The organism is Mesorhizobium sp. M0621 (genome assembly GCF_040320745.1).
In the GTDB taxonomy this organism is placed as follows: Bacteria; Pseudomonadota; Alphaproteobacteria; order Rhizobiales; family Rhizobiaceae; genus Mesorhizobium.
Window position 1 is genome coordinate 13,662 of sequence record NZ_JAMYQF010000064.1, and the last position, 20,447, is coordinate 34,108.

15 protein-coding genes and 4 pseudogenes are annotated in these 20,447 nt (G+C 60.9%); 7 read left to right on the plus strand and 12 right to left on the minus strand.

The features are described from left to right. Window positions 1-6 precede the first annotated feature (6 nt). Together NKI38_RS29105 and NKI38_RS29110 are read right to left on the minus strand one after the other, a co-directional pair. A complete protein-coding gene (locus NKI38_RS29105) occupies window positions 7-1,413 on the minus strand; it encodes a sensor histidine kinase (protein WP_352663778.1) in 1,407 nt (468 codons plus the stop codon). Beyond that, the gene (locus tag NKI38_RS29110) at window positions 1,400-2,074 is read right to left on the minus strand and encodes a response regulator transcription factor (RefSeq protein WP_352663780.1); all 675 of its coding nucleotides are present in this window, start codon (window positions 2,072-2,074) and stop codon (window positions 1,400-1,402) included. Before NKI38_RS29110 ends, NKI38_RS29105 begins: the two co-directional genes overlap by 14 nt. A 291-nt stretch (window positions 2,075-2,365) precedes the next feature. On the opposite strand from NKI38_RS29110, the gene NKI38_RS29115 reads away from it, so the two are divergent. Next, window positions 2,366-3,712 (plus strand): hemolysin family protein, encoded by a 1,347-nt coding sequence (locus tag NKI38_RS29115; protein ID WP_352663782.1) that lies wholly within the window; start codon window positions 2,366-2,368, stop codon window positions 3,710-3,712. Between the two features lie 440 nt (window positions 3,713-4,152). Here the strand turns inward: NKI38_RS29115 and NKI38_RS29120 are convergent, their stop codons facing one another. After that, window positions 4,153-4,344 (minus strand): hypothetical protein, encoded by a 192-nt coding sequence (locus NKI38_RS29120; RefSeq protein ID WP_352663804.1) that lies wholly within the window; start codon window positions 4,342-4,344, stop codon window positions 4,153-4,155. Further along, window positions 4,345-4,690, minus strand: a pseudogene (gene scpB / locus NKI38_RS29125) (SMC-Scp complex subunit ScpB); the annotation flags it as partial. 121 nt (window positions 4,691-4,811) lie between these two features. Between scpB and NKI38_RS29130 the strand changes: the two are divergent. Next, window positions 4,812-4,991, plus strand: a pseudogene (locus NKI38_RS29130) (Hsp20 family protein); the annotation flags it as partial. Between the two features lie 115 nt (window positions 4,992-5,106). Then, a pseudogene (locus NKI38_RS29135) lies at window positions 5,107-5,301 on the plus strand (Hsp20/alpha crystallin family protein); the annotation flags it as partial. A 410-nt stretch (window positions 5,302-5,711) separates the two neighbouring features. Here the strand turns inward: NKI38_RS29135 and NKI38_RS29140 are convergent. Next, window positions 5,712-5,888: a hypothetical protein gene (locus NKI38_RS29140; RefSeq protein WP_352663806.1), complete on the minus strand. Its 177-nt coding sequence runs from the start codon at window positions 5,886-5,888 to the stop codon at window positions 5,712-5,714. A 28-nt stretch (window positions 5,889-5,916) separates the two neighbouring features. Continuing rightward, window positions 5,917-6,024 (minus strand): annotated as a pseudogene (locus tag NKI38_RS29145) (transposase); the annotation flags it as partial. Window positions 6,025-6,701: 677 nt separating this feature from the next. On the opposite strand from NKI38_RS29145, the gene NKI38_RS29150 reads away from it, so the two are divergent. From NKI38_RS29150 to NKI38_RS29165, 4 genes are all read left to right on the plus strand, one after another. Further along, window positions 6,702-7,286 (plus strand): response regulator transcription factor, encoded by a 585-nt coding sequence (locus tag NKI38_RS29150; protein WP_352663798.1) that lies wholly within the window; start codon window positions 6,702-6,704, stop codon window positions 7,284-7,286. Window positions 7,287-7,582: 296 nt separating this feature from the next. Next, entirely contained in the window at window positions 7,583-11,152 is a 3,570-nt protein-coding gene (locus NKI38_RS29155; protein ID WP_352663784.1) for a DUF5801 repeats-in-toxin domain-containing protein, read from the plus strand. A 76-nt stretch (window positions 11,153-11,228) separates the two neighbouring features. Next, the gene (locus tag NKI38_RS29160; RefSeq protein ID WP_352663800.1) at window positions 11,229-13,007 is read left to right on the plus strand and encodes a type I secretion system permease/ATPase; all 1,779 of its coding nucleotides are present in this window, start codon (window positions 11,229-11,231) and stop codon (window positions 13,005-13,007) included. Beyond that, the gene (locus tag NKI38_RS29165) at window positions 13,004-14,353 is read left to right on the plus strand and encodes an HlyD family type I secretion periplasmic adaptor subunit (protein ID WP_352663786.1); all 1,350 of its coding nucleotides are present in this window, start codon (window positions 13,004-13,006) and stop codon (window positions 14,351-14,353) included. Before NKI38_RS29160 ends, NKI38_RS29165 begins: the two co-directional genes overlap by 4 nt. 82 nt (window positions 14,354-14,435) lie before the next feature. Here the strand turns inward: NKI38_RS29165 and NKI38_RS29170 are convergent, their stop codons facing one another. From NKI38_RS29170 to NKI38_RS29195, 6 genes are all read right to left on the minus strand, one after another. Continuing rightward, window positions 14,436-15,188: a GGDEF domain-containing protein gene (locus tag NKI38_RS29170; protein ID WP_352663788.1), complete on the minus strand. Its 753-nt coding sequence runs from the start codon at window positions 15,186-15,188 to the stop codon at window positions 14,436-14,438. A gap of 183 nt (window positions 15,189-15,371) precedes the next feature. Further along, the gene (locus NKI38_RS29175; protein WP_352663790.1) at window positions 15,372-16,076 is read right to left on the minus strand and encodes a thermonuclease family protein; all 705 of its coding nucleotides are present in this window, start codon (window positions 16,074-16,076) and stop codon (window positions 15,372-15,374) included. A gap of 33 nt (window positions 16,077-16,109) precedes the next feature. Then, complete coding sequence (locus NKI38_RS29180; protein ID WP_352663792.1) at window positions 16,110-17,309, minus strand: type 1 periplasmic-binding domain-containing protein; 1,200 nt, start codon at window positions 17,307-17,309, stop codon at window positions 16,110-16,112. An 87-nt stretch (window positions 17,310-17,396) separates the two neighbouring features. Next, entirely contained in the window at window positions 17,397-18,149 is a 753-nt protein-coding gene (locus NKI38_RS29185) for a lytic transglycosylase domain-containing protein (RefSeq protein WP_352663802.1), read from the minus strand. 32 nt (window positions 18,150-18,181) lie between these two features. Further along, on the minus strand, window positions 18,182-18,553 hold the full coding sequence (locus NKI38_RS29190) for a hypothetical protein (protein ID WP_352663794.1): 372 nt from the start codon (window positions 18,551-18,553) through the stop codon (window positions 18,182-18,184). Between the two features lie 61 nt (window positions 18,554-18,614). After that, the coding region (locus NKI38_RS29195; RefSeq protein WP_352663796.1) for a calcium-binding protein at window positions 18,615-20,447 on the minus strand (1,833 nt) is incomplete at its 5' end.

Genomic DNA, 20,447 nt, shown 5'->3' on the forward strand with positions numbered 1-20,447 from the left:
TCGCTATCATCCTGCCTTCTCTCTGGCGATGGGCAACGTCAAGGTGACGGTGAACCCTTGCGTGCGCTTCCCGCCATCCTCGCTTTTTTCGCGAAAGGTTAGCGCGCCACCGTGAGCCGCCGCCACCTCCGACGCGATGGCGAAACCCAGACCTGCGCTGCCTTCGTGAGATTTGGAAGTTTCGAAGCGCTGCGTGACCCGCGCCCACTCGCCCGGCGGAATGCCCGGTCCGTCATCTTCGACCTCGACATGGGCACGCGTACCGTCGCTACGTACCCTGACCTCAAGGCGCGACACCACCCCATGGCGCAGGGCATTGTCGATGATATTGACGATCGCTTCGCGCAGGCTGACGGCGTCCGCAAGCACGACCGGTTCGTCGTCTGGCGCCTCGAAGGAGACGACGATGTCTGGATCGATAGTTATCGGAACCGCCGCCCGGAAAGCACGCCGCGCGACATCTGCCAGGTTGTGCGGTTGAAGCTGGACGGAATCGGCACGATGGATGACCATAGCATGGCTGAGCAACTGATTGGTGAGGTGCGCGAGCTCATCGGCGCGATGCTGTATGCGATCGAGATGCTGGCGGTTCGACTTGTCGAGCTTGGCTTGGCTCAACAGATCGAGCTGCGCGGTTAGCGCTGTCAGCGGCGTTCTGATCTGGTGCGCCGCGTCGGCGATGAAGCGCTGCAGGAGTTTCACGCGCTCGTCGAGCCGACCCATGAAATAATTGATGGAAGTAACGAAGGGCCGCAATTCTCTCGGGACGACGACCGTTACCGGCGTCAGGTCTTGTGGATCGCGACGGCGGAGCGTCGCTCCGAGATGCTTGACCGGTTGCAGAGAATAGCGAATAGCAATCATCGCTCCAGCCAATGCCAATATGCTCATGATCGCCAGGAGAACGGTCGCCCTGAGAGTCAGCTCACCCGCGAGCGCGCGGCGCGCTTCCGTGGTCTGCCCAACGATGACATGCGCCCAACCGGATACGGCTGGATCGGACAGTGCGCGCGCCACCACCGCAATCCGAACCGGTTCGCCGCGATAGTGCGCCGATTCCAATACCGGGATATCGTGTATTGCTGCCAGATCAACTTCTGTTTGCAGATCGGCATAACCTGTCAGCGTCGCGCCGGAAGGGTCGATCACGCGATAGAAGATGCGGTCGCGGCTGGCGAGGCCCAGGAGTTCAAAAGCCGATACCGGCAAGTTGACGATGAGCGAACCGGATTCAACCGTAAGGCTGTCTGCCATCTGGATGGCCGCACCAAGCAGAAGCCGGTCATAGGCGTCATCGGCGGCGGTACGTGCGTAGTACGACGCCGCACTCACCAGAAGAGCCGCGCCCAGGCCCAGCACCAGCGAGATGCGGACCGCCAGGCGCGTGAAAAGGGAAGGCTCAGCCGGTATCATCGGAAGCCAGCTGATATCCCATGCCCCGTACAGTGACTATCTGCGCCTTGGCGCCTTCCAGCTTCTTGCGCAGTCGCCCGACATAAAGTTCGATCGCGTTCTGATTGACCGGCTCGTCAAACCCAAAAAGCTGATCGATAAGTTCATCCTTGCTGAAGACGCGGCCTGGCCGCGACGCCAGTATTTCAAGCAGCGTCATTTCGCGTCGTTTCAATTGCACCTCGCGCCTGCCTACCCGGACCGAGCGGCTAGCGCGGTCGAGCACGACATCGCCGCACTGTACGATGTTGGTCGCATCGCCACTTTTCCGCCGCAGCAGAACACGGGCGCGCGCTTCCAATTCGCGGAAATCGAACGGTTTGACCAGATAGTCGTCAGCGCCGAGGTCAAGCGCGCCAACGCGGTCCTCTATCTCGGAACGAGCTGTCAACATCAGAATCGGGGTCGTATTCCTTGCCTGCCGGAGCCTTCGAACGATTTCGAACCCGTCAAGGCCGGGCAGCATGACGTCGAGGATGACGAGGTCGTAGCTTGTGAAATCGAGGATTTCCGCGGCAGCACGGCCGTCCGTCTCCCAATCGACTGCGTGGCCGATCGTTTCGAAGCGGCGGCTGATAGCCTCGCCAACGTCGCGCGTGTCTTCGACGAGGAGAATTCGCATGCCGGAGCATTTGCACGGAAGCAGCCGCCTATCAAGCGTCACCTCTTTGCGGAGGGGCGCTTGATAGGCGGCTGCAGATCACGCGTTGGCTGTTACCGTCAGCAGTTCAAACTGGACCACGCATTTTGCCGCATTCGACGTGTTCGACCGCACCGTGGTCAGTCGCTAGTAGATGCACCACCATCGCCATCGGGGGATCATGCTTCTGGCGATCGTGATGCTGATAGCGATTGCGCAATGCCATCATTTGCGCTTCAGAGACGTACCCAATTGCGTCATTAAGAGGATATCATGCCGACAGGCGATGGCAGTTTTAGCGACATTCTTGGAATCTTGTCGGTTCTCCTACTCGTGGCCGCAAACGGCTTCTTTGTCGCCGCCGAGTTTTCCCTGGTCGCCGTGCGCCGAAGCCGAGTTGCCGAACTCGCAGCGGCCGGACGGCTGAACGCGGCAGCGCTCCAGCGGGCCGTCGACAACCTCGACGCCAATCTGGCGGCGACCCAGCTCGGCATCACCATTTCATCGCTGGCACTCGGCTGGATCGGCGAGCCTGCTCTCGCGCATCTCGTCGAGCCTCTCTTGATCGGGCTGCTGGGGTCGTTGGCGACTGCGGGCTCACACACTGTCGCCGTCGCGATCGCTTTCATCATCATCACCGCGCTTCACATCGTGCTTGGCGAGCTCGCACCAAAGAGCCTGGCGCTCCAGCGCAGCGAGGACACTGCGCTCTGGGTCGTGCGTCCGCTCGGTCTGTTCCTCTTCCTGCTCAGGCCGGCGATTCTAATGCTGAATGGTCTCGGCAACCTCGTTTTGCGACTCTGCGGCCTGCGCCCGGGAACCGGTGAGGATTCATTGCACTCGCCAGACGAGCTGAAGCTTCTGATCTCGGCCAGTCAGGAAGGCGGGCTGTTGCAGCAGGCGCAGCGGGAGATGGTCGAGCGGGTCTTCAATATCGGCGAGCGCCGCATCAGCGACATCATGACGCCTCGGCCGGATATCGACTGGATCGACGTGGACGATGACCGAACCGAGATTCTTCGTACGATCCGCGATTGCCGCCATGAGCAACTCCTTGTCGGCAAGGGCGGTATCGATGAACCGCTCGGCATGGTCCTGAAGAAGGACTTGCTCGACCAGGTCCTTGACGGCCAGCCTCTTGATCCGATGGCGATCATCCGTGAGCCGCTTGTCGTTCATGAATCAACGCCGATCTTCAAGGTGCTGGAGCAGTTCAGGAAGGCGCCTGTCAGGGTAGCAATGGTCCTCGACGAGTACGGGGGCCTGGAAGGAATTGTTACCCAGACCGATTTGCTCGAAGCCATCGCCGGCGACCTGCCAGACATTGAAGGCGAAGAGCCGGATATCGTCGAGCGTGAAGACGGCTCCCTTCTCGTGGATGGTATGATGTCGGCTCAGGACGCGTTCGATCGCCTTGGTTTTCGAGCCCGGCCAACTGAAGGCGACTTCCATACGATCGCAGGATTTGCCCTGTTTCGACTAGGGCATCTGCCTGAGGTCGGGGAACATTTTGATTATGGCGGCTGGCATTTCGAGATCGTGGACATGGAGGGCCGGCGGATCGACAAACTGCTCGCACGAAGGAACTCTCCCACGGAGCGGCAAGAAACATCGGAGTAAGAGTGCCCGGGTTCCTGCAAGGCAGACGTGGCACAGTCCCTGAGACCCGCTCAACGATCATCGAGAATCACGCATCAGGCGGGACAGGATTCCCGGATTGTCGTGACGACAAAATGCTGCCTCGTTTTCGCGAGCGACGATGTCGACGGTCGCTCTCGCAAACACACGGTGACCGGCGGATATTTGCGAGCTATTTCGCCTGCATGTTACCGACGGACCATGATATCGATCTGGCCGAAGCGCGCTTCCGCCGCCGTGCAAACTTTTCAACCTAGTAATGACCGATGGCAAAAAGGGAAGAACGGCCTGCCGTGCTCACGGCTCTGCGAAGAGCGATATTGGCTAATCACGCAATCGTCCCGGAGAGTTTTTCCATTCGTCCCGGAGCGTTTTCCATTTCCCCGACACAGGGCTCCGGCTTTAGGCCTCAGTCCGGCGCCTCAAAAAGCCGGATCGAGCTTGCTATTGTCAATTTCGAAGTAATGTTTAGTCAGGTCGCTTCCGCCAACGGGAATATCTCCGGCCAGCAGCTTCTCCTTCGACAGCAGTCCCGCATCCTCGAGCGCCTCGAAATCCGGCAGGTCGCGCAGCGTGTCGAGCCCGAACTCCAGCAAGAATTCTTTTGTCGTCACGTAGGTGTAGGGCGCGCCCGGCGTCGGGCTACGCCGGCCCGAAGCGATCAGGCCGACACCGCGCAGATGACCAATCAGATCGCGAGAAATCTCCTTGCCGAAGAACGAAGACAGTTCGGCGCGTAATCGGCTGGAAATAGGCGATGCACATCAGCACCAGCATCTCGAGCTGCGTGAGATCCGCCTTGCCCTCGCCGGCGCCGAGCGCGGCACGGATGGCCTCGGCATAGGCTGGCCGGGTCAGGTGCCGAAAACCGCCGGCGATCGCGACCAGGTCATAGGGCCGACCACGCAGCTCCTCGCGAATGTCGTCGATCAGCAGATCAATGCTGCAGCTTTTCCCCACGATGCGCGCCAGGTCTCACGGCCAACCGGTTCGCTCGCCGCGAAGATTGTTGCCTCGACGCGATGCATCCACTCGCGCCAGCGCGCCTCCGGCGGCAGATGATCCAGCTCCCGATCAACCAGCATTCGCTGGACATCTCCAGGACGAGCTATCGATCACCCAGGAGCAGAACATGCTCGTGGTGTCGGGTCAGAAGTCTGGTAGGGACAATGGCGAATATCTGCATCGAGGTATCGCCGGTCGCACCTTCCAGCGCCGCTTCGAACTGGCCGACCATGTGAAAGTCACGGCGGCCAAGTTGAGAACGGCCTGCAGGCCGCCTGACCAACCAATGACGGCAACTTCATTGGAGCTGGACGTGACGTCCGGCTCGCCGGCGACGCCTTGCCCACAGACCCAATGAAAGGAGAAAGACAATGAGCGTACTTGATCTGATCCCGGGGCCACGACAACGGTAACAGGTCGCCCAGCATCTTTCGTGACGACGACGCTATTCGTTCCTGTCATTGCATCGCGAAGTGAACCGCCTGTTCGACGACGTCTTCCGCGGCTTTGACGGAGGACTATCGTCACTGAACAGGTTCTCCGCCCATGGTGGGCGTTGGCCAGCCGGCAGCAAATTCATTGTAGGAATGCGGATATTGATGGGTCCCCTGTCAGCGTGCAGGGCAGGACCGCCAGCGGCGCGGCTGTAAAGTGGCCATCGCCCGCACCGCTGCAAAACCGTTGCGGGGTCTAACGAAGGATTGGGTTGAACCGGTCGCGCAGTCAGTCGCCGACAAGGCTGATCGCGAGCGTCGTCACGACGATCGCGATGCCGGGTAACGCGGCGATCCACCATTGCCAAGGTAGTCGCGCTCCGCGCCAACCATGTTGCCCGGACAAGCCATCGGTGGCTGAATGCCCAGCGCGAGAAAGCGCAAGCCCGTCTCCAAGGGATCATATCTGGGAAGCAGAGCGTAACGTCAACGACTAGGCCACTCGCCACATTGGGCAGGATTTGGATGACATTGATGCACGATCACCGGATGGCGAGGGCTGGCGTTGTCCAGCTTTTGCAGACACCCAAGATGGCGCCGAGATGCAGGTTGGCGGGATGGCTGGCGGCAAGACCCTCCTCCCGGCAGCAGGCTGCAACGAGCAGCGGCTCGAGCCAGGCCTTCTCCGGATTGCCGTTGCTCGAAGCCGCCTGCCTCATACTTGCCAATCCAGACACGGATCAGAGTACGGGTGATGTCATGCCGTTTCGCCAAACTGTGCAGCGTCTCGCCCGACAGGTATTCCTGCACGACCTGACGCTTGAACGTGATGCTGTAACTATGATGTCTTGCCATGGTTCTCTCTCCGAAAACCCGACAGCCATGGTCAATTCCTCAGGACGATCTGTCCACCCCAAAGGGCGCACTCCAACGACGGGCATGAGAAACAACAGGAAAGGCCTTCTGACAAATTCGTAATTAGAGGGCTCGCTTCGCTCAGCCGTAGCAGCGAAGCCGGAACTGGCAGTTCAGTGAGTGGGGGGAAAGGCGGTAGCGCTCTCCCGCTACCAAATTTTTCATGTACGGCCCGGAGACATGGTCTTAGGTACAGACTGTTACCCATGTCTCCGGGCCGCTCACTCAATATCGTGATGTTGCGCGAACTGAGGGGTAGCAAACCTGCTCCCTTCGTGTCTTGCCATATCGCAAACCGCTAAGGTTGATCTCCAGCAGGCGTCCTGCTCATCATGACGCGATACTGACAAGGTTTGCGAGTGCCATCCGGCAGCGTCAGCCGAACTTACTGCCGTGCGGGTTCCCGCGCCGGTCGGTCTGAAAGCCTAAGGTCTTTATTATAGCAATCACTATATTAGTGTTTACTTGACAATGCGCATGAGCTCTGGTTTCGTGATTTAATGGGTGTTTAACCAAGTTCGTTGCGTTTTTTCGGACGGTGTTGGTCGGACGGTGTTGGTATGTCGACTTTGGTTGTCGCCGACCCGCGGGGGGTGTATCTCGCTGGTCTGGAGTGGGTGTTGCAGAAGGCTGGACACGAGGTTGTCGCCCAGTGCCGCCGCCCTGTCGACGTGGTTCCTCACGTGGAGCGCCATCGACCAGACATCGTCATCGTCGGCCTGGATATGGCGGATCCGGAGACGACCGGTCTTTCGGCCCGGCTGAAGGCCTGCAACAGCGCCCTCGGCATCATCTTCATCGTCCAGCCGGCAGGCAGGATCGACATCAAGGAAATACAGGCGCTCGACAGCGACGGCCTGGTGCTGGAGGGCATCAGCCACCGCTATCTCATCGAATGCGTGAGCGCGGTGGCGACAGGCAAGAAATGGATCGACAACAAGATCGTCCAGCAACTGCTGATGCCGGAAACGCAGCCAGAGCCGATGTCCAGACTGACCGGACGGGAGACTGAGATCGCCGATCTCGTCTCGCGCGGGTTGCGCAACAAGGCCATCGCGCAGCGGCTGCACGTATCCGAAGGCACGGTGAAGATGCACCTGCATCACGTCTACGAGAAGCTGCGCCTTGGCGGCCGGGCGGAGCTGGCCTGGATGGCGCATGGCAAAGACGCCGAGCGGCCGGGCCGAACCGGCCTGATCTGACCATCCCTTTCAACTGACATCGACATGATGCCGACAACGGGCCGGAAACCCGCCTGACGGCCGTGCCCGTGCAACCGCCGGCCTGAACTATCGAAGGATATATATCGTTCGATCAGGTACGGCCATTGACCCCAATACTACCGAAGCGGGAATGGACGCGCCCTCTGCGCAGGCGGCACGATGAGGCATGGGGACGAAATCCATCACGCGACCGAATGCACTGGGGTAGGTGCATTTCCGGCATCCGGGAGCTGGTTCCCTTTTCTTGAAGCGTTTTTCAACCAAGGAGAACCTCCATGGCACTCGACATCGTGGCCCAAGACATCATCATCGACGAAACCACCGGCCTTCAGGACGATGACATCAGCCCTTCCAGCAACACCACGCTGCAATATCTCCTGACTCTCGGCACTTCGCTGGAGGTCGCCTTCAAGGCCGACTTCGTGCAGGCCACGGGGGACCCAGGGGAAATCATCACCTCGGTCGTTCTCACGCAGAACCTCGACGGAGACCCGTTTTCCACCACGGACGGCGTGCTCACCGACATCCGGACGGTCGATGGCAATTATGTCTGGCTGTTCCAGGATTCAACTGATCCAAACGTCGTGATCGGCGTCATCGGTACTGACGACCCGACTTTTGAGCCCGACGAGGGCGGGGCGCTCGCCTTCTCGTTTGGGCTCGACCCCACCAGCTCCACCAATGCGGATTTGTACTTGGTTGAGTATGTGCCATTGCAGCATCCGCTCGGCGGGGACAGCAACCCAGATGACCGCATCGATTTGACCGATATGGTGTTCGCATCGATCGAGGGGACCTCCGAGATCAGTTTCTCAGGCCAGGACGCCGCTCCCGGCCATCACGATTTCTACCTGATCAATTCTCCCGATGACGCTGCCAAGCAGCTTCTGGTGATTGGTTTGAACGGAACTGCCAATGTGAGTACACAAGGCTTCGGCATCGACAACCAGAGCATCAATCCGAACGAAACGCTGCAGGTCGATTTTGTGACCGGCGGCGACTTGAACGCAGGTACTGCTTCGCAAATCCAGTACGACAACCATCTCGATGACATCACGGAGGCCGGGTTTACGATCAACCAGATCACGCCTTCCAATCCGGATAAGCGGGTGGACATCACGATCAAGGCCTTCGACAACACGGACGACGAGCAAGGCTCGGATTTCTTTGACGGCACCGCGACCAGCCCTGTTGATATCGTCAGTATCGAGTTGACGGGCGCATCGGGGTTTGCCGCCGCCATCACCGCCGATGGCGACTATGTCACGGCGAGCGGCACGATCCACGTCTCAGGGCTTAGCGGCACCGGGAACGCCGTCACCATCACCGGGCTGGATAACATCACAACCGTCGATATCACCACCGCCAGCCAAATGGATCGGCTGACCGTTACGGGGGTCGATGCGAATGAAGGGTGCGACATCACCGAGTTCCATTTCTCGGCAACGACTACCAACGCCCACACCGAAGAGGTCGGCTCCCTCATCAACTTCGACGACGACGGGCCGACGGTGACAGCGGACGGCACTGTTCCGCCGCTGATTACCGACGATACCGACATTCCCGATACAGCGTCGGCAAGCTTCGCGTCGGTCTTCAGCGTCGACGCCGGCGCCGATGGCCTCGACGGCGTCACCTATGCGCTAGACGTCAAGAGCGCCGGTGTCGACAGTGGCCTCGACGACACGCTCAACAGCGACAACATTCTGCTGCGTCTCAACGCCAGCGGTGAGGTCGAAGGCTATCTGGCGAACGCCACAGGCACGGTCGCCTTCCTGATCAGCGTCGATGAGAACACCGGCCAGGTAACGCTGACCCAGAACCGCTCGGTCGTTCACAACGATGCGAACGATCCGGTGGAGAGCGGCGCATCGGCGGCGGTACTTGCTGCGGCCGACCTTGTGACGTTGAGCGCGACCGCCACCGATGGTGACGGCGACACCGACGCTGCAACCGCCAATATCGGCGACGCCTTCCACTTCGAGGATGACGGGCCGACCGTGACCGCTGACGGCACGATTCCGACGCTGACTACCGACGATAGCGACCTTTCCGATACCACATCGGCAGGCTTTGCATCCGCCTTCAGCACCGATCTCGGCGCCGACGGCGGCAGCGTCACCTATGATCTCGATGTCAAGAGTGCAGGCGTCGACAGCGGCCTCGACGACACGCTCAGCGGCGACAACATACTGTTGCGCCTCAACCTCAACGGCGAAGTCGAAGGCTATCTGGCCAACCATACAACCACGGTCGCCTTCCTGATCAGCGTCGATGAGAACACCGGCGAGGTGACGCTGACCCAGGACCGTTCGGTCATCCACAACGATCCGACAGATCCCGTGGAGAGCGGCGCTTCGGCGGCGGTACTTGCCGCGGCCGATCTGGTTACGCTGACCGCGACCGCCACCGATGGTGACGGCGACACCGCAGAGGCAACAGCCAACATCGGCACTGCATTCGCCTTCGAGGACGACGGGCCGACGATTACGGTGCCATTCGACGGTGATGCATCCGGTGGTGGTAGCGATGGTACCCACGAAATCCTGGCCAACGCAGCCGGCGCAACGGCTTCCGGCGCTTTCGGGTACGACATCGGCGCGGATGCTCGCCCGGTTTCGTACTACGACGCCACGCACTCTGACTTCGTGGATACCGACGATATCCTTCCCGGCATACAGATCGCACTCACTGGCTCTATCACCGGCGGCGGCGGAGGTAACATCCTCACATCCAACGTGACGCTCGCGTCAGAGACTGACCTCTTGGCGACGTTCAACTTCACCTTTACCTATGATAAGGACCCTGCGGCAGGCACCCAGATCGGCACAGCGGGCGGTACCCTCGTCTTCGACAAGTTTGCCGACACCTATACCATCCAGCTCACCGACCCGCTCGAAGGCTTCAGCTTCGATCTTATCCACACCAGTGAGCTCTTGTCCAAGCAGCCCACAAGCAACGTGGGCCACCCAAAGATCGTTTTGGAAAAGTTGCAGGCGGATGACCCGAACACGGCGGATGACGAAGACTTCTTCGTGCAGTTCACCGGCAACGCGATCAACAAAGCCAACCCGTTCAGCTTGACGATCGATGGCGAGGGAAAATCCTCATCTGTCCCCCCTGACACCGTCTTCACCGGCGCTGCTCACGACATGGTGAGCAACAACAACGAAACGTGGGTGTCCGCGACGCAGAGCACCAACGGTGTCGCCGGCGACACGATCCAGAAAGGCGAACTGCTCACCTTGCGGTTCTTCAACAGCAACGTCGGTATCGCGAGCGAGGCTACCGACCCGACGGCCGTCGCCGGCAGTATGGCCATCAAGTTCGACGGCATTGGCAACAGCGAGGACCTGATGCTGATCCTCGACCTGGTCGACAACGGTGCCGATAACATCTTCGGCACCGCGGACGACACCTCGATCACGCGGGCTATGTACGTGTCGAACGGCGACATCTTTAAGACGGGTCAGGTCCCATCCCCCTACAACTCAGAGTTCACGCTCGACAACAATGACGGCCTCGTGATCATCGAGCAGAACGACTACAACGCAGCCGGCGAAGAGTACTTGCTGCAGGGTGTCCAGATCATGCAGTCGGGCAATGGGATCACCGGCACGGCGATTGACCTGAACAGAGCGACCGGCGCTGGCGGCGGCAGCAATGCGACCACCAATCTGGTGAACTTCGACGCCGTCGACAACGACGTGCTGAAGATCGTGGATATCGCCTTCAGCACGACCGTGACTGAGACGCCGGATGCCAACCTCGACTTCGCCTTCCAAGTGGCGGACGCGGACGGGGATATGACAGACGTCCAGCACATACTTGTTGACGTCGCCTGACACTTGACCATGGGGGCAGCGAACGCTGCCCCCATGCGCCGCCCGCGATCTCTTGCATGGGGATGTCCTCTAAATGATGAAAACCAAGCAACAGCCCCCTGCCCTGCAGGTGGTGATGAAAGAAGCCAAACGCGCCATCCGGCCACTTATCTGGTTCAGCGGGGGCATCAACGTGCTGATGCTGACCGGGGCGTTTTATATGCTTCAGGTCTACCACCGCGTACTCGGCAGCCATAGCCTCGAGACGCTGGTGATGCTGTCGTTGATGGCGGCGGCGGCGCTCGGGACACTCGCGGGGTTGGAAGTCGTACGCGGGCGTCTGTTGGCCAAGGTCGGGTCATGGATGAACGCAAGGTTGGGCCCAGTTCTCCTGACCGCGTCGGTGGAATACGCCGCTTCTGCCCCGGGCCAGATCAATGCGCGACCACTTCGCGACCTCGACCAGGTACGGAATTTCTTGACCAGCCCGAGCATCTTCCCGATCCTCGATGCGCCTTGGGCACCGATCTTCTTCGCCGCCATCTTCCTCATGCATCCTTGGCTGGGCTGGCTGGCTCTTTGCGGCGGGCTCGTGCTGTTCGCACTCGCTTTGCTGAACGAATACATCACACGCAAGCCGTTGACCGAGGCCACAAGCGCTCAGTCGCGGGCATACACACAGGCAGAGGCAGCGATCCGCAACGCCGAAGTCGTCCAGGCTATGGGCATGCTGAAGCCCCTGCTGGAGGGTTGGAAGGCGCATCAGGACGAGGCAAACAAAGGACAGGTCCTTGCCGCCAACCGGGGCGGCGTCATCGCGGCCATCGCACGTTGCCACCGCCTGGCCCTGCAGATGGCCATCCTCGGCCTCGGCGCTTATCTGGCGCTGAAAAACGAGGCTTCACCCGGCATCATGATCTCCGCCTCGATCCTGATGGGCCGTGCGTTGGCCCCTGTCGAGCAAGCGATCGCCACGTGGAAGGCGACGGTCGGAGCGCGTGCCGCTTACCGGCGTCTCACCGCGGTCGCCGGACAGCGCCAGGAGGCCACGCCTGTTCTGCCACTGCCACGACCCAAAGGCAGGTTTGAGGCCGACAACCTTGTGCTTGCCCGTCAGGGCGGCGAACCGATCCTGAAAGGCGTCAGCTTCCAGCTCAAGCCTGGCGAAGCGATGGCGTTGATCGGCCCGAGCGGCGCCGGCAAGACAAGCCTGGCGCGAATCCTTGCCGGTGCCTGGCGGCCGACCGGAGGGCGTGCGTTGCTTGACGGCATGAGTGTTGTCGAATGGGCGGCCGAGGACCGGGGTCGACACGTCGGTTATTTGCCGCAGGACATCGAGCTCTTCGCCGGCACCGTCTCCGAGAACATCGCCCGTTTCGCGTCGCTCAACCCGGCGGTCTTCAACAATGTGGTCAAGGCCGCGCAGTTGGCCGGCGTCCACGAACTGATCAAGGGGTTGCCGAAGGGCTACGCCACCGAGATCGGTGAAGGTGGTGCGGCACTGTCCGGCGGACAACGCCAGCGCATCGGGCTGGCTCGGGCGCTCTACGGTGAGCCGGCCTTCCTTATCCTCGATGAGCCCAACTCCAATCTCGACCAGGAGGGAGAGCAAGCACTGGCGACAGCCATCGGCGGGCTCAAGGCCGCAGGTACGACCCTGATCCTGATTTCGCACCGGCCAAGCATTTTGGAAAAAGTCGACAAGGTGTTGGTGCTTAGCCACGGCGCACAGGACCTGTTCGGGCCGCGCGACGCCGTGTTCAGCGAACTCGCCAACCGCGCCCGCAAGGTCACCCAGATGCCAAAGGCAGCCCAGCTACCAACCCTCGAAGTGGTCAAGGAAGTCGACGACAGCAAAGAGGTCAAGGAAGCATGAGCCGTTCCCCATCATTGAACGTCGTGCCATTACCCGTCGCGCCGCCCTCCCTCCTGGAACCGGTACCCCTGCGTCTGGCCGGCGTGAAGTTCACCGGGTTCGCGATCATGTTCCTGTTCTTCGGCATCGCAGGGGGCTGGGCAGCCCTGGCACCGCTGGACAGCGCCGCGGTCGCACCGGGCATTGTCAAGGTCGCCGGCGACCGCAAGCTCATCCAGCATCTCGAGGGCGGCATCATCGCGGCGTTGAACGCCGCCAACGGTGATACCGTCAAGGCGGGCAAGGTCCTCGTCCGCCTCGATGACACGCAGGCAAAGGCGCAGCTTGACCTGGTCCAGAACCGGATAGCAACGCGTGAGGCGCTGGCCGCGCGTCTCAGGGCCGAGCGCGATGGTAAGGCCGAGATCGAGTTCGACCCGGCGCTGCTCGCAAACCCCGCCAAGGCCGTGAAGGATGCGGTGGCCGCACAGCGTGACGTGTTCGCGGCAAAGCACCACAATTTGACGGACGAGCGGGAAATTCTCAGCCAGCGGCGTCACCAGACCGAGGATGAGGTAACGGGGCTGGAGGAGCTCATCGTCACCGAGGACAAGCAGATCGAGGCCATCGAGGGTGAAAGCAAAGACCTTGAGAGCCTGCTCAAGAAGGGGCTGACCACCCGCGAGCGGAACCTGTTGCTCAGACGACAACAGCGGGCAGTCGAGGGAGAGCGCGCCACCAACGTCGCCGCAATCGCCCGTGCCAGAAGCGCCATGGCCGAGATCGACATGCAAGTCTTGAACCTCGACACCGTGCGGCTGAACGAGGCCGTCGATGAGTTGAGCAAGATCGAGGCGGAGTTGTTCGACCTCGGACAGCAGGAGCGCTCCGCCAAGGACGTGCTTGACCGCACCAATGTCGTCGCACCGGTTGACGGCATCGTCATGGATCTGAAGGTCCACACGGCGGGCGGTGTCGTGAAACCCGGTGAGACATTGATGACGGTCGTGCCGCTCGGACAGCAGCTCGTGGTCGAGGCCATGGTCAAGCCGGAGGATGTCGAGACGATCGCCCCCGGACAGCCCGCGCACGTCAGTTTCCCGGCCTTTGCCCGCTACAACCTGCCGCCGCTCGAGGGCGTCGTGGAGATCGTGTCGGCTGACCGCATGGTGGAGGAGCGCAGCGGGGCACCCTATTTCGCCGCGACCGTGTTGATCGACAAGAGCGAACTCGCCAAGCTGGAGGGCCGCAAGCTGCTGCCCGGCATGTCGAGCGAGGCCATGATCCGAACGGGTGCTCGCACCGTGCTTTCCTACCTCGCCGAGCCGATCACGCAGAACTTCCGTCGAGCGATGCGGGAAAAATGACCATAGGCCGGCCAACGGCTTCCTTGCCAGGCAAGATCGAACAGCCGATCTCCGGCTAAATGGCGCTGGCGCCCAGCGATTGTCAGCTGTGGAGATGTGTCAATTCAAGTGCGGCTCCGTCCTGTACGCCGGCCATGCGCTGCTCGGCCGACCGGAACATGTCCTCGAACTCCACCTCGTTTTCGAACACCACGCCGCCAACTTTGACGCTCAGCGTATCCTCGGTTCCTTTTGGTGCGAAATAGACTTGCGCGATACGCGCCCGGATACGCTCGCCGATTTCGCTGGCTTCCGCTTCGGAGGCGCCGGACAGGAAAACCCCGAACATCGAAGTCCCTATGCGTCCAACCAGATCCTCCGCGCGCACCGATGATTTTATGGTCGAGGCGATAAGCCGCAAAGCCTCGTCGCCCCATTCAAGACCAAAGCGCAGGTTGATGGACCGCAAATGTTTCGAATGGATGACCAGGAAGGCGCCGGATCTCGGGCCCGGCGCCGATGGCCTTGCAGTTCTTCGTTCGACCATCGACGTGAACACCGCTCCGTTCAGGCAGCCTGTCACGGTGTCGAAGGTTGCCGACTTGTCGAGTTCCCGGCGATAGCGACGCAGTTCGATCTGCTTCAGGCCAACGAACAGAAACAGCGGAACACCAAGGACGACAGGCAACAGGATTGCCGTGACCATGCTGCGCCCAAATGGCGTCAGCGCCTCCGAGAACAGGAGCAGATAGTTGAGGCCGACGGAAAGGGCCAGGATTGCAGTGGTTCCCAGAAAGGTCAGCCAAGCGACGCCTTTCCATGCCTGGGCGGTGGTGGTCGCCATTGTCTTTGTCACTGGCCGATCTCCTGTGGATGGGCTGGTGTAAGGCCGGTGTGTTGCAATTTCAGTTTCAAGGAACCTTGCAATTTAATCGATTGCGCGATGACCCCATCAAGGCTGCCGACGAAATTGGCTTGCCCAAGGCGAGAGTTGCGCCCTGATGGTTAACAAACAAAATATCAGCAGCTGAGCGACCGCCTATTGTGCTGCGCCGAATATGCCCATCTCCGCCTCCCTGGCTGTCGCCTCCGCCTTGCCATAGATGCCGCCCGGCAGTGCCGTGGCCCAGCCATTGGAGACAAGCCAGGCGCCGACATCCTGCTTGCCCAGCCTGCACGGTGCGGCGATGGCAAAACGCTCGACGTCCGGCGGCACGAAACATTTCAACGCGCGCCCCCTCAGCCAGGAATGGAAGGCGGCGCGTGCGCGCTGACCGCATGGCCAGGTGACGTCGTGAAACGAGCAGGATCCGTCGAGGTCGATGCCTTGCACGCCGCTGATGATCACCTTCCAGCCCATGGATTCGAACATAGCCGACGATGTCGCAATCGGGCGGTAGAGCAAGACCTCCCGCCAATCCCCAGGCATCGGCGTCTTCGGCGGCACGGCAAGACCGAGCTCGCTGAGTGGTGGACGGGGCTCGACCCGTTCGATCTCCGCGGGATCGAGCCGTGGCGGAGCGATGAGATCTTGAGCAACCTTGCGCGCCGGCTCTCGGCGTAGTGCGTTGATAACGGCCGCAGCCGGTGGGATTGGCTGCGTGTCGTCAACATCCTGCGAAGGGGCAAGGACAGGCCGATCGACCGAAAGCAAAGCCCCGGCCTGAACGATCAGCAGGATCCCGGCCAGAAGCAGCAGGCTGCCGAGCCCGATCGCCTGGCGGCTGCGGCCCAGCCTGCCCATCAGCGCGAACGGCTTCTCAAGGCTTCTCGCCGATCAGAAACCCGACGTCGATTTTGCAACCAGCTTGAGAGCACCTTTTTCAATCCGATAGAACGGCATCGATCGTTCGCTGGATCCGTCAGCCCGAAACCGGAACAGGCCTGTCGATCCACGAAACCCGTTTGGATTTTCGAGATTTTTCTTGCTGAAGCCATCAGGCCCGACCGCACTGGCAATCCCCGCAGTCAGCGCAACCATGTCATAGGCGTAGGCCACATTGACGTCGGCCGGATAGTTGTATGTCGTCCTGAAACGGTCGGCGATCGGCCCGGTTTCGCGCGGATCGAGCGTGGCGATGTAGGCCCCCTCGTAAAGAGGATCCATGGAATGTTCCAGCCAACGGTTCGTTCCGACGACGGAGATTGCCTTTCCCGGAATGCCCTTTGATTTGAGGGCGGCAAGGATGGCTGACGGGCTGCCATCGCCGCTGGCAACGATGACGGCGTCGGGGGCCTCCACGAGCGAGCCCATTTCCTCGACCGCCTTCGCGCCACCGTCGCCGGCCGAATACGGGACGGTGACCGCGAGCGCCGCGCCGTAGATGCTGAGGCTGTTCGCGACCCGCTTCTCCACGGCGCCGGCGTTTGGGCCCGCTGCGACAAGCAGTACGAACTTCTTGCTGCCTTTCGCCGCCAGTCCCGCGGCGCCCGCCGCGGCGCTGTCCGCTTCGCCAAGGAGCACGGCATAAACCCCGGCGCTGCCGGCGAAATTGTCGGCAAGCGCCAGGACCGGTGGCCGCGTCGATCCCGACAGCGTGGCAATATGCTGGGCTGCCGGCAGTTCGGTCGGGCCGATGACGGCCTTCGAACCCGTCGTTATGGCCGTTATCGCCAGTTTGCTGGCCAGTGTGCTGTCGCCTTTGGTGTCCTCTACCGTCAGCGTAAGCAATCCGTTGCCGATATCCGTCATCGCCAGCTTGGTGGCATCGAGCATCTTCCTGCCGTTTTCCCCTGCCGTTCCGGCGGCGGACAGCGGCAGCAGCATGGTGATCTTCGTCGAACCGGTGCCCAGCGACTGGGTCGCCTGGACTGGACCGGCAACAGCGGCGGCATTTTGCCCGGCAGGCGCGGCGATCGCCGCCGGATCGAGCGCTTCGGAAACGCCGTCTTTCGATTGGCAGCCCGACACCATCATGGCGAGCGCAAAGGCGATTGCCCATGTCCGTGGACAGGGGATCCGTCGGCCAGCTTCCATGAATGCTCCACCCCTATTTGCCGCCGGCTTCCCGATCTGGCCCTCGAGTCATGTTACGGCGGACTTGCCGTGCCGTCTGCATTTCTTTTAACCGCCGAAAAGCCTGGCCCTGAGCGCCTTGATCTGTCGTGCCTGCCCGGCGGTCCGGTAGTCGGCGCATTTCATGTACCGCGGCCCGGGCACGAACACGCGGCGAACGCAAACACCTTTTGCCTGGGCAGGGGCTCCACCCCCTCCTCCTGGCGAAAATGCGGAGAAGCCGAAGGATGCCACCGGCAACGGGCCGGTCACTTCGATCCCTTCCCTTGCCAGGATTGCGCGCGCACGCTCGCAATATCGCACCGAGAGTGCCGAGAACCGGCTTTCATTATGCCCGGCGCGATACTTCATGACGGTGGTGCACAGATCGCCCGCGGCCAGCCTGTTGGCCTGTGCGAGATATTTGACCCCCAGCGCGATGTTGGTCGCCGGCGCGCTCAGATCGTCCAGGGAGCCTTGAAAACCGAGCATCCTGGCGGTCGCCGGCATGACCTGCATCAGGCCGATTTCGCCATCGGCGCCCTGCACGTCGGGATCGAACCCGCTTTCGATCTCCATGACGGCATGCGCCAGCAGCGGCTCCAGGCCATAGATCGATGCCTGGCAACTGGCAAACGCCTTGAATGTTCGCCGGGTCCATTCCGTGGCAGCGTCACAGTGCACCGGCCGCGCCGGATTGGAGGACTGTTCCACGGAAGGTCGCTCCAGCCAGTTGGCGCTGGCCGGCGTGCCAGTCTGGCCAAAACCGGCCAGCGCGACCGCGCCGGCGATCGCCCTGAAAAAAGAACCGTTGGCTGTCATGATGGCCAACAGGCGTGGCTTCGCCTATCCGGTCAGTGCATGTACTCGACCATGCGGTCGTGAAAACACTCGCATTTGTTGAGCGTGTCTTCGTCCTTGTAGTTCGTCTTCAGGTAGCCGTAAGCCATGCCGCAAGCGACCTTGGCCTCCGACGCCCAGACGAAGACGGGCCGGGACGAGTTGATCCACTCCGAACTGTTGGCGGCGGCAACCGACTCGTCCATCAGCTTCACCACCTGCACCTTGAGGTCGATGATGTTGTCGGTCAGCACCAGGTTGGACGTGCCGACGGTACGGCAATAGTCGACCGTCGGACCTTCGATGATGTCGGCGGCATAACCCGTCGACCCGACTGCCAGCAACAGCGTCGCAGCGGAAACCAGCAGTCTTGCAGAACGTTTCATGTTGAGCTCCCCTCGATATTAGCGATGTATAACATAGGCAGGTGGTCGCGCACCATGGCCGTTAGATCGTGGCTGTGTGTTGTACGTGCGCCGTGTCGTCATAGAGCAGAGTGATGGTGCCGGCGGGCACCGCGGTCAACACGGCCACGTCGAGGAAAACGGCACCGCCGGTTGTACCATTGGTATCGACGCTGAGCGTGTGTGTGGGCGCATCATATTTCACGAAGTCTGCGATATTGGTCCCTGGTCCGGTTTCGAACAACGCCGTCAGGTCGATCTTGTCACCCTCGCCACCATTGTAATCGGTGATGAGATCCTTGATGTCGAGATGATCGAGCTTGAACGTGTCGGCGCCCGTGCCGCCGGTCATCGTGTCCGCCCCTGCGCCGCCGATCAGGATGTCGTTGCCGCCTCCACCATTCAGCGTGTCGGCCCCAAGCCCGCCCGCAAGGTAATTGTCCCCGGCGTTTCCGAACAGATAGTCGTTGCCCGAGCCGCCGATCAATCCCTCGATGCCCGTCAGGGTATCTCCGCCGGCATTACCGCCGCCGATGGTGCCAAGTGCCGGATTGGTGAATGTCGCCGGTGCGCCGGATGCATGCCCATCATCAGCAAGATGGATCGAAATGGCCGCCAGGCTGCCAGTGTAGTCGACAGTGTCGCCCGTACCCGTTCCGCCATTGATCGTATCGGCTCCGGGGCTCGTTCCAATAACCTCCGCGGTCGTGGTGCCGGCTTCCTGGTAGCCGGCGCCGGTGTGAGTTCCGACCAGCGAGACGGACAAATTGTCCGAGCTTGTGATGGCATCGCCATCGTGGTCCGTGATCCCAAGTGCAAAATTCAACGTGGTGTCGCTGATGACCGTCTGCGAGTTGTAGGTTAGCGATAGAATCACGAGCTTGGGATCCTCACCGCTGGCGCTTGAGATGTTCTTTACATCTGCTTCGCTGAAATCGAAGAACGCCCCGCTATTCGTTCCGTTGGTCCCCCAATGCGCCGCGTCGATAATCAGCGGCGTGCCATCCGCTTGTGTCACGTTCCAGGTGGCGGAGATATTGTGCGCCGCATTCCAGATGGTCACCAAGAAATGCTCATTCGCATCGTTTCCGCTTTTCCCGATAGCCATCGAGACGTGATCCTGAAGGAGTGCGAACTTGAAGGTCAGGGTCTCGTTCGTGTCCAGGTTGCCGTTGCCGATTCCCAGTCCGTTGTTGTTCATGTATACATTGTCGTTGACGTTTGACGCGTTGAAGCCATCGATAAGGACGTCGTAGCCGCTCGCTGGAACTGCACCGTTGCCGAAGCTGCCAACGTTGTTGATGATCGTGGCATAGTTGCCGTTGCCCGGGTGGACCCCAGTAATGTCAAAAGTATTGGTCGACTGCAGGCTGTTCGTAACGAGGTGGAAGTCATAGGTTCCGTCTGCCGCGACAGTCAGTGTGAAGTACTCGTTCGCACCGGTGGCACCCTGCGCATCCGTTAGGTTCGTATAGGCGAGCATCTCGGACGAGTGCGTTGCCGGATTGTAGTGCGTATACTCATAGAACGTATAGAGAGTAGTCGCTCCATTTTTCACGTCGACTTGAGTTACGGCGTCGCCAGCACCATTCGTCCCTTGGCTGGTCAAAGTGTAGGTCAGTCCAGAGGGCGCAGCTCCCATAGCAAGGCTGATCGCCGAAGTAAGGCTTGGCCCGTCCGCTCCAAAGGACGGCTGCCAGGTGCCGTGAACGTCGGTATTGCTGACGTTCGGCATGATCGCGTCTTGGATGTTGCTGATCGTCGGTGTGTCGTCATCGACATTGATCGTCAGCGAGCCCGTCGCCGTGTCGCCGTCATGATCGGTCGTCGTGTAGCCGACCGTGAACGCCACGTCGTTCTCGTTGGCGCCCGCCGG